The sequence below is a fragment of the Elusimicrobiota bacterium genome (genome assembly GCA_016706425.1).
Classification (GTDB): domain Bacteria; phylum Elusimicrobiota; class Elusimicrobia; order FEN-1173; family FEN-1173; genus JADJJR01.
Map to the genome: position 1 here is coordinate 1,903,222 of JADJJR010000001.1, position 17,450 is coordinate 1,920,671.

Annotated in this window: 7 protein-coding genes; 1 reads left to right on the forward strand and 6 read right to left on the reverse strand. The window is 62.6% G+C overall.

Annotated features, from left to right (window positions below; genetic code table 11):
* Window positions 1-33: 33 nt before the first annotated feature.
* Genes IPI56_07855 through glmU form a run of 4 tightly spaced genes read right to left on the reverse strand, consistent with a single transcriptional unit; the run spans window position 34 to window position 3,655 of the window.
* Window positions 34-588 carry an aminoacyl-tRNA hydrolase gene (locus IPI56_07855; protein ID MBK7545638.1) on the reverse strand — a complete coding sequence of 185 codons (555 nt, stop codon included), beginning with the start codon at window positions 586-588 and terminating at the stop codon, window positions 34-36.
* Between the two features lie 12 nt (window positions 589-600).
* Window positions 601-1,326 carry a 50S ribosomal protein L25 gene (locus tag IPI56_07860; protein MBK7545639.1) on the reverse strand — a complete coding sequence of 242 codons (726 nt, stop codon included), beginning with the start codon at window positions 1,324-1,326 and terminating at the stop codon, window positions 601-603.
* Window positions 1,327-1,353: 27 nt separating this feature from the next.
* Entirely contained in the window at window positions 1,354-2,316 is a 963-nt protein-coding gene (locus tag IPI56_07865) for a ribose-phosphate pyrophosphokinase (protein ID MBK7545640.1), read from the reverse strand.
* The gene (gene glmU, locus IPI56_07870) at window positions 2,297-3,655 is read right to left on the reverse strand and encodes a bifunctional UDP-N-acetylglucosamine diphosphorylase/glucosamine-1-phosphate N-acetyltransferase GlmU (protein ID MBK7545641.1); all 1,359 of its coding nucleotides are present in this window, start codon (window positions 3,653-3,655) and stop codon (window positions 2,297-2,299) included. Before glmU ends, IPI56_07865 begins: the two co-directional genes overlap by 20 nt.
* Before the next feature lie 145 nt (window positions 3,656-3,800).
* On the opposite strand from glmU, the gene IPI56_07875 reads away from it, so the two are divergent.
* On the forward strand, window positions 3,801-4,646 hold the full coding sequence (locus IPI56_07875; GenBank protein MBK7545642.1) for a GGDEF domain-containing protein: 846 nt from the start codon (window positions 3,801-3,803) through the stop codon (window positions 4,644-4,646).
* Here the strand turns inward: IPI56_07875 and IPI56_07880 are convergent.
* Window positions 4,627-5,061, reverse strand: a complete 435-nt coding sequence (locus IPI56_07880) for a hypothetical protein (GenBank protein ID MBK7545643.1) — start codon at window positions 5,059-5,061, stop codon at window positions 4,627-4,629. The genes IPI56_07875 and IPI56_07880 overlap by 20 nt on opposite strands.
* A 119-nt stretch (window positions 5,062-5,180) precedes the next feature.
* Window positions 5,181-17,441 (reverse strand): WW domain-containing protein, encoded by a 12,261-nt coding sequence (locus tag IPI56_07885; GenBank protein ID MBK7545644.1) that lies wholly within the window; start codon window positions 17,439-17,441, stop codon window positions 5,181-5,183.
* Window positions 17,442-17,450 lie beyond the last annotated feature (9 nt).

A 17,450-nucleotide genomic window follows, 5' to 3' on the forward strand; every position in this document is an offset into this window, starting at 1 on the left:
GCACTCAAAGTCAATGACTGCTAGTTATGCTTATTAAATCCCAATTCCGTTGAAGTGGTTCATGGCGGCGTCGAAACCCTGGGTGAGGATCGCCGACAGGGCGTCGGCCGCGCGGTCGGCCAACTCGTGCAGGCGGTCCGCCGGTTGGGCGCGGAGGACGTAATCCTTCGCGTCCATCATTTCGGGCACGGGGCCCACGCCCACCCGCAGGCGGGGGATGTCTTCGGTGGAGAAAGAAGTCAGGACGGAGTCCAGGCCGTTGTGCCCGCCGGCGCTGCCCTTGCGGCGGATGCGCAGACGGCCCCAGGGCAGGGCGAAGTCATCGCAAACCACCAGGATTTCCGGGGGAGGAATGTGCCACCAGGCGCTGGCCCACACGACGCTCGTCCCCGAGACGTTCATGAGCGAGCGGGGCTTGATGAAACGCACGTCGCCCTTGGCGGCGGCGTGAACTTTGTCCTTTTCATCCTTCCAGGACAACTTCAGCCGCTTGGCCAAGGTGTCGAGCGTCAAAAACCCGATGTTGTGGGGCGTGTGGTCGTACTTCTTTTCGTCGTTTCCCAAACCGACCACCAGGCGTGGGTCCACAGCCGGCTCGCTTTACTTCTTGGCGGCGGGCGCGGCGGGCGCTTTCGCGGCGCCGGCGGCGGGGGCCTTGGCGCCGGCCGCGGGGGCCGCGCCTTCTTCGCCCTCTTCCGGCTTCTTGCCCTTGGCGATGACTTCGGGCTCCGCCGGTCCGGCAACGGCCGTCGCGGGCGTCGCCACTTCTTCAGCGGCGGGCGCGACGATGTTGACCACCAGGGCCTCGGCTTCGTTCAAGATCTCCACGCCCTGGGGCGCGACGATGTCCTTGACCTTGAGCCCCTGGTTGAGTTGCAGGGCGCTCACATCGAGGTGGATGCCGTCGGGAATGTCCGCGGGCAAGCAACGGACCCGCAGGTCGCGCAGGATGTGTTCCATGATGCCGCCGCCGACCTTCACGCCGGGGGCTTCGCCTTTGATGTGGATCGGCACGTTGACGTCGAGTTTTTCCGTCATGGAGATGCGTTGAAAGTCGACGTGGATGATCTCGTGGGTGAGGACGTCGCGCTGAAGGTCTTTCAACAGGACGACTTCGGCGCCGGCCCCGACTTTGAGGTTCACGAGCACGTTCATGCCGTGGCCCTTGAGCACCCGGATCAGTTTTTTCCCTTCGATAATGAGGTTCGCGGGTTCTTTTTTCCCCCCGTAGACGACGGCGGGGATCATGCCCCCCACGCGAAGCGTCCGGAGCGTCCCTTTCGTCACAATTTCGCGCTTGTCAGCGCCCAATTCAATGGTCTGCATGGTCGTTACCCTCTCTGGATTTGAAAACTAGATGAACATCTCGCTGATCGACTGCTCGCTGTGGATGCGCTGAATGGCCTCGGCCAACAGCGACGCCACCGACAAAACTTTTATTTTCCGGTCGTCCTTGTGGTTCAGGGGGATGCTGTTCGTGATGACCAGCTCCTCCACCGGCGAGGCGTTGAGCCGGTCGATGGCCGGCCCCGCCAGAACCCCGTGCGCCGCCGCGGCGGAAACGTGGATCGCCCCCGCGTCCTTGAGCGCCTGGGCGGCCTTGACCAGCGTGCCGCCCGTGTCCACCAAATCGTCGATGATGAGCGCCTTTTTCCCCCTCACGTCGCCGATCACGTGCATGACCGCCGCTTCGTTGGGCGACAGACGGCGCTTGTCGATGATCGCCAAACCCGTTTCGAGGCGCTTGGCGAAGGCCCGGGCGCGTTCCACGCCGCCCGCGTCGGGCGAGACCACCACCCATTCCTCGGGGGCCACTTTCTTTTTAAAGTAACTCACGAGCACCGGGTTTGCGTAGAGATGATCCACGGGAATGTCAAAAAAGCCCTGGATCTGCCCGGCGTGGAGGTCCATCGTCAACACGCGGTCCACACCGGCGGCGCGGATAATATTCGAGACGAGTTTGGCCGAGATCGGCACCCGGGGCTCGGCCTTGCGGTCTTGGCGGCCGTAACCGAAGTAGGGCAACACCGCCGTGATCCGCCAGGCGGAGGCGCGCCGCAGCGCGTCCACCATCAAAAGCAACTCCAACAAATTGTCGTTCGCCGGGTAGCTGGTGGGCTGCACGATGAAGCAGTCCGCCCCGCGCACGTTCTCTTGAATCTTGACCTCGACTTCCCCGTCGGGGAAGCGGCCCACGTGGGCCCGCCCCACCGCCGTGCCGAGGACGTCGGCAATTTCCTTCGCCAAGGCCGGGTGCGCGTTTCCGGAGAAAATTTTCAAAGCGGCCGCCGGGCCGTCACTGGGTTTTTTGACCATGGGCTTGTTTTCTAAGCTCCTTCCGTTTGCGGTCCGCCCAACCGGGCTTGACCACCATCGTTGACCGCTCCAGCGCCAGTGCGTTCGTCGGAACGTCGCGCGTGACCGTGGAACCCGCCCCCACGATCGCGCCCGCGCCCACCCGCACCGGCGCCACCAAATTCACATTCGAACCGATGAACGCCCCCGCGCCCAGCACGGTGGCGTGTTTGCTCACCCCGTCGTAGTTGCAGGTGATGACCCCCGCCCCCACGTTCACCCCGGCGCCGACCGTCGCGTTACCCAGGTAGGTCAGGTGGTTCGCCTTGGCTCCCCGCCCCAACCGGGATTTCTTGATCTCCACAAAATTTCCAACGTGCGCGTCGGGGCCCACCACGGCGCCCGCTCGCAACCGCGCCCAAGGGCCCACCCGCGCGCCCCGCTCCACCCGCGCGCCTTCGCCGAAGGTGGCCAAAACCCGCGCCCCGTCGCCGACGACGCAATTTTCAAGCCGCGTCTGGGGACCGACCCGACACCCCCGGCCCACCGTCGTGCGACCCAACAAATGGGTCTGCGGCTCGATCACCGTGTCGCCGCCCACGCGCACGCCGGCGTCGATGTAGGTCGTCGCCGGGTCCACAATGGTCACGCCCGCGTCCATCAGGGTGTCCAACCGCCGGCGGTTCAAAAGGCGGCCCGCCTCGGCCAGCTCGCGCCGATTGTTGACGCCCAGAATTTCGTTGCCGTCGGACAGGCACAGCGCCCCCGCGGGGCGGCCCCGCCGAACCAAGTCGGCGACCAAGTCGGTGATGTAGTACTCGCCCTTGGCGTTGTCGGGGCGCAACCGCCGCAACCCCGCCAGCAAATCGGACACGCGGAAACAGTACGTCCCGGAATTGATCTCTCGGATGGCCCGCTCTTCGGCGGTCGCGTCGCGGTGCTCCACGATCGCCGTCGGGCGGCCGTCGGGGCCGCGCCGCACGCGGCCGTAGCCCGTGGCGTCGGCCACCGTCGCGGTCAAAAGGGTCACGGCGTTCTTTTGCCGCCGATGCGCGCGCACCAAATCTTTCAACGTTTCGGGCCGGACGAGCGGCGCGTCGCCGCAGAGCACCACCACGTCGCCGCCCCGTCGGGCCAACCAGCGCGCCGCGGGCTTGACCGCGTCGCCGGAGCCCCGGCGCTGTTTCTGAATGAAAAAGACCAAACCCGCCCGATCGGCCAACCGTTCCCGCACGAGGTCCGCGCCCCGGCCCACGACCACGCCGGCCTGGCCTTTTAAAGGGGCCGCCGCGTCCAGGACGTGTTCAAGGAGCGCCTTGCCCGCGGCGACGTGAAGAACCTTGGGCAAATCGGATTTCATCCGGGTGCCTTCCCCGGCCGCCAAAATGAGAACGTTCAGCTCTGTCAACGGTTTTGCTACCGGAAGTTCGTCTAAGCCGGCCTATAATACAATACTTACCACGGGGTCGCTAGTCTCCGACCGGTCGGTTTTGTATGATGGGCCCATGTTCGGTCAAAAAGCCTTCCGCCCCGTCGCCGCGACCCTGATCCTCAGCGCCACCCTTTTGTCGGCCTTAATCGGACTTCGCTGGCTGTGGGTTTCCCGTTTCGCGCTGGGCCGCGTCTTTTGGACCGTTTGGGAGGATTTCCGGTTTTTCGCCCTGCGCGAATGGGAGACCATGGCGCATTACTACCTTTTCGCTCTGGTGCTCACGGTTCCGTTGGTCGGCGGCCTGTTGGCCCTGGCGGCCCGACGCGGGTACATTCTGCGCGCCCGCTCCGACCTGCTCAAACGCGCCTTTCGGCGCTACCGCGACCTGGCGGAATCCGACGCCCTGACAGGCCTCGCGACCCGCCGCGGCGTCCTGCGGGGGCTGGAAGGCGAGATCAAAAGGACCGCCCGCTACCGCGCCCCCCTCTGCACCCTCTTCATCGACGTGGACAACTTCAAAACCATCAACGACACGTTGGGCCACGGCGCCGGGGACACGGTGTTGCGCACGATCGCCGAATCCATCAAGACCACGGTGAGGGAAACCGACCTGGCGGGCCGCTACGGCGGCGATGAATTTTTGGTGGTGTTGCCCCACGCGGCCGCGACCCAAGGTTGCCAAGTGGCCGAGCGCGTGCGGACGAAGGTCGCGGCGTTGTTCGCCGGGCGGCGGGACTTGGTTTTGCCCCCGACGATCAGCATCGGGATTATGGCCTACTCCGCCGCCGTCGGCGGCCTGGCGGACTACCTGGACGCCGCCGACAAGGCGCTGTTGAAATCAAAATCCCTCGGGAAAAACCGGACCATCCTCTGCGAAAACCCGGGGATATTCCGGCCGATCACTCCCCCGGCGTCGTGAACTCGTAAACCACGCGGGCCCCGAGCGCTTTTTTAGACTCTTCGGGGTCGTAAGAAACGGCGATGGGGCCGGAAGCGAGGCCCGGCGCGTAAAGCTCGTAGCGCATCGTCCCGCCCCGCGCGCGCCCCACCAAAGACACGTAGGGCTTTCCATCGATAAAGGCGCGGTAATCGTCAACGCCCGGACGGTTTTCCCGGGTGTGCATGAGGATCTTCCCCTCCCAATCACCCGTCACACCTTCGAATTTGATCAGCACCCGGTTCCGTTTGTAAGGTTCCAGAAACACGACGGTGACTTTTTCCCCGTTGCCCCCCGTGAACACCTTGACCAAACCGGAGGGGCGCAAAGTTTCCGCCGTCACCCCCCCGAGAACCAAACCGATCCAAGCCACGGCCGCGACCGCCAAACGCTTCATCCTCCACCTCCGGAACGGGAAATCAAACGCAACGCCATTATACACCGGATGGCCCTTTCTCCGGGCGCGGTTTGTCGAACGGGAAAGAAACAGGGGGACCCCGTAACGCGGGGCGAGGGTCAGGCGTTGGTCGCGAGGAACCGCATCTGCCGCAACATCCTATCGAATTTCACGGCAATGTCCAAAATATCCACCACAAGGATCTTATCGAGCCCCGGTCGGTCGCGCAGCACTTTTTTGGCGTCGTGGGTCCAGACTTCCAACTCCCCGGTCCCTCGGCCTTTGGCGTGGTCCGCCAGCACCGACAGGCGCAGGGCGCCCTCTTCGTAAAGGCTCGGCGCGCTTTCCCCGGTCAACACCGTCAGGTCCCGGAGAGCCCTCCTGAACGAGGGGCCGAATTCCCGCGTCAACCGCGCGATCAACGCCTCCGTCGTGGCCGCGTCGCCCGACAGGGACGTGGTCAGGACCAGCCGGTCCCGCAAGTATTCGCCCGAGAGGGCCGACAACACGCCCTCCAGGGATTCGGCCACTTTGCCCCGCTGTTCCTCGGTCGCGGCGTCGGCCTGAACGAGCGCGTCAATATTGAAATAGAGGGTGCCGGTGGGACCGCCGGCGGGAACGCCCTCGCGGAGAAAAGCCCGTCCGCCGTTCAACCGGACGAAGGCCGCCGTGGCGGCGTTGTTCCAAAGGTTGGTGGCGGCGATTTTTTCCAGGGCGGCGTTGTAGGCGTTCGCCACCAACGACACGTCGGCGTTCGCCACCCCGGCGGCGTTCAACAACAGGCGGCGGTCTTGTTCCTGGGAAACCTCCTGATTCAGGAAACTTTTGGGGGACGAAAGCGAGAACCCCGCCGCGCGAAGGACGGCGAGGGCGCGGGCCGCGCGGGTGAGCCGGTCCGTTTGGGTCCGGGCGGCCCCCCGCTCAAGGAAATCCGACTCCACGCCGAGGGCCCAACGCGCCGAGCGATGGAACCACGGCATGGTCCGATGAAACGGCGTGGCCGTGGCCAGAATCAATTCCGCCAAGGCCCAGCGCGAAAGGCTTATTCCGCCCCAGGCCTGTCCCTTGCAAAGGGTCGCCGCGCGGAACACTTCATTTTCTCGAACACCCCACCGACTGCTCTCGGGAAAAATCGGGTCCCGCCCTTGGCCCCGGGCCATATCGGCCAGATGAGCGCGGAAGGAAGCCCGGGAGGACGGCGCGGGGTCGGCCGCCGTGGAGCGGCGGTACGAGCGCCGCAAATCTTTAAAACCCAACCACACCGGGCGGGACACCCCGCCCAACAACAATCGTCCCAGGTCTTCCGCCAGGCCCAGGCGCGCGTCTCCAGCGAGGGATTCCCCGTCGATCCGCCAGCCGAAGGGGTTCGTGACGGCCTCGTCCACCCGGATCACATCCGCCGAGGAGGAATCCCGGGCCGGGGAGGTCGCGGCCCGCCAACCCGCGGCGGACAGGCCGGCCACCGTCCCAAACGAAAGCGCTTGGGCCAGGGCCGCCATTTTTCCGCCCAAAGCCACCCCCACCGAGGCCCCCACGGCGTCCATCGTGGCGCTCAACAACCCCACCAAGAAGAAAGCGGACTGCGCCGCCTGCCGCAGCGAGAACCCTGACGGGAAGAGAGTCTCGGGACGGAAAGCGCTGATTTGCTCACGCCAGGCCCGGCGCAAATTGTCGACCAAGATCGAGGCGAGACGCCGATCCGCCGGGCGGGGGGCCAGCGCGGCCGCGGCGACTTTTTCCCGGGCGGCGTTGTAATAAGGATTGAGGTGGCTCGGATAAACGCCGGCCACGGCGCTCAGGACTTTGGCGACAACCTCCCGGGCGGTCTCGTCGGGCGTGTTGCGAACCGGGAACCACTCCAAAGCGCGTGAGCGCAACGGATCGGCGTCGTTCATCAGCCCCTCAAAAACAAACCCGAACCGGTTGTCGTAACGGGTCAACGCCGCGTTGACGCTGACACCGCGGTCCGCAAGGGCCCGCACGGTTTCCTGGGCGGCGCGGACGTGCTCGGCCGGGATCGCTTCGATCCGGGCCAAAACAGCGTCGCGCGCCTCCGCGGGATTCTGCGTGGCCGGCGCGAGCACCTCCCCCACCGACTGCCCGATGGGGGCTTCGGCGACAAGGTAAGAATACCGCAAAGGCGCGTCCGTGACGGAAAAGTCCACCAGGGCCCGCACACCGGGCACACCGGTCGCGGGAGCCGCCCCGGCGGCGGCGCTCGCTAAAGCGTAAGCCCCCAGACCGAAAGCGATTTTGACTTGGTAGGCTTTACCGTTGGATTGAATTTCAAAGACCTGCGCGTCCCCGTCCTGCCCCCGATGGGAGGATGGCCATGGGTGGCCGCGCCTGTCCATGGCCTCCGACGGAAACCCGTTCCGGGTCTCGGCGCGCAACGGCGGCATGCCTTTCACCAGGGCCGCGACCCGCGATTGAACATCAAACAAAGCGGCTCGTTCCAGGGGACTCGCCCAACCGTCCACCCTGGGCATAGGCCCGTCGAAATCAACACGCACCCCCGTTCCGGCGCCCGGGCCTTCCGTCGGGGGAGAATCCCCCGGGCCGCTCACGCGGTGCGTTTCGGGGGGCCAGGGGGATATCGCGTCGATCCACCCCGTCAAATCATCCCCCACGAAAAGGAAATTGTCCGGCCGGTTATCCACGCCGATCCGCCAGCCGTCTTCGCGTTCCAACATCTGGTCGTATTTCAGGTCAAACACCTCGGAGGCCGCTCGAACGGCCCCGCGAATATCGCGGCGGGCCTCCTCGGCCATCGCCTCCGACATCGACTGCACGGCCTCGGAGAAGGGGACCCCCTCCACGGTGTCCACAAAGATGAAGCGCCCTTCGCGGCGTAAATAAGGAAGGAAATTTTTTGTCGCCAAACGCTCGGGGTTTCGCACACGCAGCTGTTCGTTCACCGCCCGACGAATGCGGTTGGTGTGTTCCACGACCAGCGCGGCGGCTTTTTCCCGTTCGGCCTCGCTCAAACGGTATAGCCGCGAGGGCGGTCCGACGTATTCCTTCACCTCTTTGCGCAGCTCCCCGTTGCCGGCGTCGGTTACAACAAAGAAAGAGCCCTGCCCGATCACGGCACCCGGGGCCGGGGAGGCGCGTGGGACCGTGGCGGCGGCCCAACCACGCTCCTTGGCGCGCTCGTTGTACCATCGGTGGGCCCCCACAGCGGCGGCCGCCAGGAAGGGATACAAAACGGCGAACCAGAGCCCCCCCACGAACGGGGCCGACCAGGCCGAAAGCAACAGCGGCGCGTGGATGGCCAACCCCACCCCCATCAATCCGACCCGTGTCTTCCACGTCGCGCGGGTTTCGACCCAACCGCCGTTTTGGTAGCGAAAAACAGTCTCGTGTTTGTACCCAAAATAGGCATTCATCAGCCCGTAAACGCCGCCAGCGGCCCAGGACCCACCGTCCATTCCCGCCATCGCGAAGGCCAGCACGGCCAAGAAGGCGATCGAGAACAAACCCGACTCGAACAACGGGGCTTTGCGTATGGCCTCCGCGGTGTTCAACCCCTGGGCCCGGAGCCAATCGACGACGCCCGGGATCGCCGCGGCGGGAACTTGGGACCCCCGCGCAATCAACCCGGGCGATCGAATCTTTTCATAATAATTCCGTGTGATTGAAATCGCTTTTCGGGCCTTTGGATCTTGTATAAGTTTTAGCTCCTCATCCGGGGTTTCGGCCACGGCCCTTAAAATCCCCATACCCATCGTTCGCCCCGCTTCAAGAATCCCCGCTAAAAGGGCCTCGTTCGCTTGGACATCGGCCCCGGTGATATCCCCGTAATCCTCAAAAAGGTTTCTCACGACCCGAACCAAGCCGTTTCTCTTGGCTGGCGTCATCCGTCCGGGAGATATTTCTTCCCGCATTTCGCCGATATCCACCATGACCAGGCGATCCCCGGTGGAATCATGAATAAAATTCCCCCCGTGAGAATCGTATGGGATTTTTCCATCCAGTTCATGCGCAATTGAAAACAAAACACGAGAGACCCGAGTCCGCAGGGAATTGGTCAGTTCTCCTTTTTCCTGCAATTCGGTGAGTGTCAGGCCCGGAATAAATGGTTCGATGATCACCCGAGCCCCATCATCCAATTGGCCCACAAGTCCAACGCGAGGGACATAACCTGTGCCCCGAAGGTGAACCAAATCCTCCAATTCACGGTCGGTGATATTGAGCCCAGGGCCCAACCCGCTCTTTTCCTCTTTAAGGATCGCCAAAGACAGACCCGTCTTCCCCGAGGGAACCTCTCGCAATTTAAAATGGGCCTTAAAAACATGCTTGTGTTCGGCTTGGTCGACCTGCAAATACTCAAGTTCCACTTGGTCCGAGATATCACCCGCCGAAACGCGAATCCCAAACATGTTGCGGAAGGCCAAGGCAATCTCTTCTTTGGTCAAAGAGTTCAAGAAATCGATGGACAAATCGATTTCCCTTCCCAATCCCCGACCCTTTTGGGCCTCAATCTTAAACTTAGAGAAATCAATTTCCTTAAACACACCGAACATCCTTTTAATTTGGCCTTCCGTAATCTCTCCGGGCTCGCCCTCACTTCTTTCAAGAAGGGAATTTAAAGTTTCCAGGTCCAAACCTCGAGACAAGGCCAAGTCCTTGAGTTCGGAAAGGTCGCGACTTTCCCATGCCGCGATTAAAGCCTTTGCCAATTGGTTCGAAGTGAGAAGTCTGAATTGAACAGGCGGTACCCATGCCGCCTCAACGACGGGCCCAGGGACCGGCTTTCCTTGTTGTCCAACACCGATCGGGAGAATTGTCGCGGCGGGCCAGCCCGACCGCTGGGCGACGGCGTTGTAGAGCCTGTGCAAACCCACGCTGGCCGCCGCCGCCCCGGCGTAGAGGCCCAGGAACCCCACCGGCCCCGCCAAGGGATTTAACGTCGCCAACAACACGGGCAAATGGACCACCACCCCGACGGCGGCCAACCACAATCTTGTTTTCCACGTGGACGGCCCCTCCACCCAACGCAGTCCGTCGAAACGGTAAACCCGCGAATGCTTTTGGCCAAAATACACGTTGGAAAGAGCGTAAAGCCCCCCGGCCGCCCAGAGCGGGACGGTCACCCCGGAAACGACCATGAGGGCGGGAACAAGGAAGGCCGTTGCAAACAAACCCGACTCAATCCACGGCGCCTTGCCGATTGCGGCCGCCGTGTCGTTGCCGCGCGCTTTGAGCCAGTGCACAACCCCGGGGATCGCCCCCGCCGGAACCGTTGGTTTGGATTTGAAGTACTCGAAGAACCGTTTTAAGGCGTAAGTTTCCACCGGGAGACGGAACCGGACTTTCCCATCGATTAAATAGAAATGCCGGTGGTATATTCCCTGATCCAAATTAAAGGCTCCGCTTCGAAACCGCTCCATCAACCGGTCCGAAAAGAGGGTCTCCATTTGGTGATCCAGCTCCGGGGTGAGTCGTTGCAGGCCAAGATTTTCAAACGAATCGGCAATGGGGAAAGACTCGAGGACGAGTCGAGGGACGTTCGATCCCGGGACCACGTGAACCCCCAACACGCGGGGGAAAACACCGGCCGCGACGGTTTCTTTGAATAATTTGTCCAAAATTTCGATCGTCTCTTCAAAGGACACGTCCTCCGCCGCGCCCCGAAAGGACGTCACCCGTTGGTTCCCCAGGCGGGCCTCCAAATAACCGGCGGGAAGAACGGAGGGAAACAAGGTTCCGTCCAAAGTTTGAACCGGCAACACCGGAAGTTCCACCCGCCACCCCTCGCCGTTCGTGACCACCCAACGGTTCCCAACGCGTTCACTTCTTAAACGCGGGGATAGGATCTGAGCAGAGGGGGGTTGGAAAAAGCGTCGCGCCAATCGGCTCCACAATCTTGAACCCAAAGTTTCCGGAGGGGCCGGCGTCGTTGGGACGGCGATGGGGCGTTCCGCAAACCATCGCTCCATGGTCTCCGTCGAGATCAACCCGTCCTCAAGGGGAACACCCGCCAACCCGTCCGCGCCCATGGGTTCCAATCCGAAATAGGACCGAAACAGATTGGAAAAGGTCAAATTCGGGTCGGTGGCGTTCGCGCCGCCGCGTCGAATAAGGCTTATCCCCGTCTTCATCAATTCACCGGGGTCAAAATGGCGGACCCCAATCGAATTGTTCAACGCTTCGTTGAAAAGCAACAATTGTCGACGAGCGCGTTCATGCTGATTCTTGACGCCCCCGTCGCCCCGGGTGAAATAGCCCGTGGTTTGAGCGTAGGACATCATGTCCCCAAGGGAAAATCGCAAGACCTCGTAAAGGCTGTTGGTCCCCATGTCCGAAAGGAACTCATGAAACCGTTTCTCCGTGGTGGTTTCGTAACCGTAACTCAAGGATTCCAGAAACGCGTGCGTCATTTCATGGGCGGCGACCATGGCGAAGACCCGGCCGGCGTACTGGACCCCCCGATGGTAAGTTCGGTACATGCTTCCGCCAAAAGACATTTCAGAATGGGCGTTGTCCCAATAAGAAAGAAAACGGGAATGGGCGATTTTTTCCGAAACGGACCGGAAGGATTCCCATTCCGTTTCCCCCGTCTGCTTCCGTAAAATCACCGCAACCCCGGTGAGAAACGCCTTCCCGTCTTCGGAAGAAAAAAGTGGGTTTTCAAACAAATCCCCCGTCCATTGCGCGTCGTCGGATGCGGTTTTAAGGAAATCGACAACCTCCCGGTCAAAAACCGGGCTGTTCAAAATTTCGATCAGGGATCGAACCGATTCCTCTTTTAGATCGGGGCGCTGTGTCATCCTTTGCAGGGCCATCAACCGGAACGGTATCGGGATTTTCGGGTCCTCCATCAATTTAAGCAACATGATTTCATTGGTCCCGTACAAGGAAATGATGGCCAAACCCAATCGCCGTTGAACCCGGTCCCCGGGTTCAAGCGAGGACATCAACGAATTGGGATCCTGGCCCTGGGGCCAGGCGTCCGAAAAAATGGCCTTCCAAAACTCCCGGCCCTTGGGCAATACGGCCTCAACCGGAACCAGCGAATCAAAAAGGACCTCGGCGGAAAACGATTCGTCCTCTTGCATCATGCGGTCGGCCAAAAACCGGGAGAACGATTCCTTGAGATTGACGTCCACCGAAGGATGGTTCAGGATACCCACCAATTGGAATGCCAATCCCCGACGGAATTCGTCGTCCGCCCCCTCCCCCAACATGGCGTACGTTTGAAGAATGGGCAACAATTCGCCGTGGGCCTTTCCGATTTCATCCCGCAGGCGCGCCGATTCTTGGGTTGTCACCAAGGGGTCTCCGGCGAAAGAACGTTTGCTGTCGATGGCGGCCAAATCGTTGGTGTATTTCACGAGAAAAGTATTGAGAATCCCCATTTCGTTGAGGAAGAAGTCCGACAACGACCGTCTTTCCTCAGGCCGCAGAGCGCTACGGATTTGTCCGCCGCGCTCGGTACGCCCCGCCAACCGGTGGACACCCTGGTAGACCTGCGCCAACGTAACGTTTTGAATGGCCTGCGTTTCTTCGGGGGTTTCGGCCGAATCGTTATTCGTCAACCGCTTGGAAAGTTGAATCAACACCCGGAGAGCGTTTTGGGCGCGGGCCTGCCGGGCGACCGCGGGGTCGCCGGGCACCGTGGCGGCGGGCAGGCCGAGTTTCGCCGCCGCCCAGTTGTAAAGCCGGTGCAGGGCCACGCTCGCTCCCGCCGCCCCGGCGTACATCGCCAACATGCCGACGGGTCCCGTCAACGGGTTCAAGGCCAGCAACAAGAGCGGCGCGTGCACCACCGCCCCCACGCCCATCAGCCACGCCTTGGTTTTCCACGTCGAAAGCCCTTCCACCCATTGGCCGTTTTGGAACCGGTACACCCGCGTGTGTTGGAGCCCAAAGTAAGCGTTCATCAGGGCGTAAACTCCGCCCACCGCCCAGGACGCCCCGTCCACCCCGAACACCGTCAACGCGAAGGGCACCAGGAACGCCACCGAAAACAACCCGGACTCAATCAGCGGCGCCTTGCGGATCGCCGCCCCCGTGTCGTTCCCCCGCGCCTTCAGCCACTCCACGACGCGGGGCAACGCGCCCGCCGGGGCGGGTTTGACCCGGGACTCGGTCAAGTCCGACATGACCACAATCGCGTTGGACGGGTTAAAATTATCGGCGTTCTCAAAAACTTTGCGCTCCACGTCTTTGTTCGCCGCGAAGGAATCCCCGGGCTCATGCGCTTCCGAGCCGCTTCCGAACCAGTAAATCATGAGGGTTTTTTGCGCGTCGAATTTCTTACCGAAGATCCACCAACTCGTGGCCCACTTTTCTCTCAATATGCCGCGCTGACTGTATTCGGCCCCCCGCGTTTGCCCCGCGTCCCCCAACTCGATCAGTTTCCGCGCCAACCGGGACACGGTGTCGGCCTGGGTGGGTTTCATTTTTTCGAAAACCCGGGGCGCCGACATGACCCGCCATTCAACGCCGTCCCTGTCGACAATAAGCATCGGGGACGCCGAGGTCAATCTTTTAACGAGCTTGGCGTATTCCCCTTTTTTTTCCAGTTTCAACCACAAACCGACCAAGGGTTCGGGGACGTTCGCGGTTTTGGCGATTTGCGCCGAGAAATCTTCCGCCGTGGGCCATTTTTTCAGGAAACCGTCGGTGGTCGGCTCTTCTTCCGCGTGAATTTCGAGAGCCGCCTCCAAATCATCAAGAAGAGTTTCGTCCCCGGGCAAAGGGCGAACCCCGCCGGCCCAGTTGTCGGTGAGGAAGCCGCCCAGGCCCTCGTCCCACAAGCGCTTGTATTCCGCGGCGGACCGGCCGCCCACCGCCGCCATGCGATCGAAAGACACGTCCAAACCGCCGCGCTCCAAAGCGGCGTACACATCCAACCAATGCTCCTGGGTTTTGGAGAGGGCCAGGGTGCCGACGATGGCGCGCACCTGTTTCCCGTTCGGCCGGACCCCTTTCATCCGCTGGGTTTCGGCCTGAAGGGCCGCCTGACGAAGGACCGTTTGGGTTTCCTTCAAGCGAACCGTGTCCAGGGGGCTCACAAACTCCGAGTTACGCCCGATTTGCCCCAAAAACCCGTGCGCGGTTTGAAAATTCCCATCCCGACCGATGAGTTCGATGAGATTGATGATTTGCCCGGTCGGGGGGAGCCAATCCTGGCTGGCAAAAATTCTCGATCGGAACTTTTGGACGTTGGCTTTCGGGAGGTATTTCTCCATGTCCGCCATCAACCGCGTGAGGCGATCGATGGTCTGGAGGTACAATTCAACCACCTGAAGACGAATGGAGGGGTTGCCTTTTTCTTTTTCAAGGTAGGTCAGGCTGTTCCTCAACGTCTGAAGATTGGATTCGATGGCTTCGAATTCGTGCGTCATGTCTTCGTGAACGGTCAGACGGGGAAGACGGAAGGCGCCGCCCCGCGAAGAGAGAACGGCGTTGACCCGGTCCGCCAGGAGATTCCACCCCGCGTGCAACGGCACCGTCACCGCCCAGCCCACCGTCACCCCGGCGGTCAAGGCGCCCAACGGGGCGGCCCCCGCAACGTTGGAGACTTGACCGGCCCATTGGAAAATCGTCGCCGCCGTTTCTCCGAAGACGCCCCACAGACCGACGATCAACAGGGCCCCGACCCAGCGTTCCGCGGCGGTCCACGTCGCGTGCGCCCGGAAGAAGGCTACCGGGCGAAGGAAACCGAAGCTCTCGCGCCAGGCCACGGCCCATTCCCGCGCGAGAGGATCCGGCCGGGAGAGGGCGGGCGTTTCGACGGCCCTTTCAGAAGGGATTTGACGATCCGCGGGCGGCCAAACCGTAACGGGATCGATCCAGGTGACCACGGGGTTTTCGGCGTCAAAATAAAAATTGTGGAATTCACGATCGACGTGCACCCGCCAGCCGTCCGGCGTGTAAATGGGATCGTTGAGCCCCTCCAACCCCAGGGCGATATCGGCGCCCCGCATGGCGTCCAGGTAAGCGCCGCGGTCGCCCGGGGCTTCGGTGGCGCGCGGTCCACCCGGGGCTTGATCGACCCAAAGCGTGCGTCCGCGACGCTCGAACGCGGGGATTTGAACACGCCCGCCGCTGGCCCGGGCCACCGGTTCACGAACACGGTCGCTGAATTCAACCGCCAACTGCGCCAAACGCTCGCGGTCCGCTTCGGACAGTTTGTATTGCACGCCGCCCCGGGGTCCGACGATTTCTTTGACTTCTTTTGAGAACCGTCCTTGGCCGTGATCGCGCACGAGGAAAAAGCTCCCTTCGCCGACCACCGGAGCTTCCGGAGCGGGCGTCCGGGAGGTCGGGCGTGGGGCAAAAAGCCGCGCCACCCATCCGGTCGCCCCGCGCCACCAGACGCCGGGCCCCGACCGCCGGCGCCCCGAAGCGACGATTCCGTCGTCCGTTTCACGGAAAGAGACGCTTTCCTCCCGGCCGTTGGGCGCTCGGTAGGAAAAGGTCAATCCGTCGGATCCCACCGCTTGCACGCGGGGCTGGAGGAGAGAAAGACCGGCCACTTCCTGACTCAAAGACAAAAGGCGTTCCCGCAGCTCGCGCAGAATGGTCCGCGCGTTGTGTCCAAGGCCCCGCAAATCCTCCCAGGCCACCATCAGGGTCCGCCCGGCGACGGCGGCGTGCACCCGGGCCGTTTGCTCGCCGGCCAGTTCCCCCGCGCCCAAGCCGCAACGGTCTTTCAGGGCGATGGGTTCGCCGGCGAATATCTTTTCAACCGGCAACGGATCACGGGCGAAGACGTCGAGATAGTTGGAGGCCCCGTCCACCGGGCCGATTTTTGGGGTTAGCACGACCACCGTGGCGCCGCGCGCGGCCAGCAAATCCACCAGTCCGTCGGTGTGGAACCCCCCCGCCACCAGAACGGCCGTGCCTTTGCGCTCGCTTTTCATTATTTCGAGCGTGCGGTCGGCCAGGGCGCTGTTCCGGGCCAGGGCCTTGCGGCAAAATTCCTCGTAGGGACGGACAAAACCTTCCCAATCGGCGGGCGTTTCCACCGCGCGACCGCCGGGCAGGGCCTTGAGGCGCTCCCCCAGCCGCGCCATCGCCGCGCGGCGCGGTTCGTAGGCCGACCAGTCCCCGGGGGTCATTTCGTTGGCGATCAGTTTGCTCAAGCGCGACAGGTCCCGAGCCAGGGAAACGATGTCCCGCTGAACCGGGGTCCGGGCCAAAGCATCCTGGGCCGAGGTTTCCAGGCGATCAAGCTCGCTCAGCAGAGCCTCCCGCTCTATGGACTCGCTGTCGGCGATGTAGTCCATGTAGCCCACCAATCGCGGGAACCGGGACAGAGCCAGCTTGTGGCGGGCGCAGAGATCCTTCAAATGGGTTTGATAATCCCGCTGGCGGATGGTCCCGGCTTTCAAATCCAAACTGCGGCGGACGAGGTCTTGGAGTTCCGGCACCGAGAGACGGGTGGCCAAGCCCTCCACCAGGGCCCGGCGTTCGTTTTCGACCGCCTCGAAGTCCATGGTTTTTTCGCGGCGGGCCGCGACCAAGAGTTTCTCCACGTTGGGGAATTCCCGGGCCGAAAGGGTTTTTTGAAATCCCTTCAAGTTTTCAACGTACTCGCCCAGTCCGCGCTGGTCCCGCTCGTAAAGGGTTTGATTTTTATCGAAATCGCGGAGGGCCGGGGAATAGTGGTCATTTTTCAACGCTTCAACCGCCGCCGCCAGATGACCGAGGAACGCGTCCGCCCGCCCGCGCCCGGCGAGGGATTCCTTCACCGCGGCCACGTGGGCCAGGTACAAAGCCGGGTCCTCCACGCCCCAGAGGGTAAGGGGTTTCGGGGCCACAAGGCCGGCGTGCTCCGGACCGCCAATGAGGTCTTTTTCCAAGAAATAATCGGCGACGGTTTTGACGATATCCAGATCGGGGTAGGCGTGAAACGATTCCATCTCGAAGGCGCCGGAGGCGCCTTCCAAGCCCACGAGAGGGCTCTGCTTTTGCGCGAGAGCGAGGACCATGCCGCTCATGTTGCGCTGAGCGTCCAAATTGCCGTGAACGTCCTGCACGTGGAGAATGAGGGGGGCGCCGGGCACGGGGGACGCCTTGACGCGTCGGACCTGCCCGAAGGGCGCGACGGCCTGGGCCACCGCCACGAGGCGCGCGTCAGGTCCGCGGACGGTGTTTTTTTGGGTGGTTTCGGCGAGGTCCTGGGAGACCCGATGGACAGGTTGTTCCCACAGGGAGGACAGATCGGGCCCCTGGGAGGGGGCGGTGGGCAAACGCGCGTAAAGCGCTCCCCCGCGCGATGGGGCCGCGGTGGTCGGTTCGCCCCACTGGAGGCTGGCGGCCCGCCTTCGATCCTTCCAGAAATTGCTTTCCGCGGCGTGGCCCGCCGCGACGTTGGTGAAAAAATAGAGCGCGGCCAGCCCGGAAGCAAGGGCCCGCGTCACGAAAGACCT

Bases quoted from the DNA above. Each gene is read 5' to 3' on its own strand.
- IPI56_07860 (MBK7545639.1), bottom strand. From the start codon at position 1,326: ATGCAGACCATTGAATTGGGCGCTGACAAGCGCGAAATTGTGACGAAA.
- IPI56_07865 (MBK7545640.1), bottom strand. From the start codon at position 2,316: ATGGTCAAAAAACCCAGTGACGGCCCGGCGGCCGCTTTGAAAATTTTC.
- glmU (MBK7545641.1), bottom strand. From the start codon at position 3,655: ATGAAATCCGATTTGCCCAAGGTTCTTCACGTCGCCGCGGGCAAGGCG.
- IPI56_07875 (MBK7545642.1), top strand. From the start codon at position 3,801: ATGTTCGGTCAAAAAGCCTTCCGCCCCGTCGCCGCGACCCTGATCCTC.
- IPI56_07880 (MBK7545643.1), bottom strand. From the start codon at position 5,061: ATGAAGCGTTTGGCGGTCGCGGCCGTGGCTTGGATCGGTTTGGTTCTC.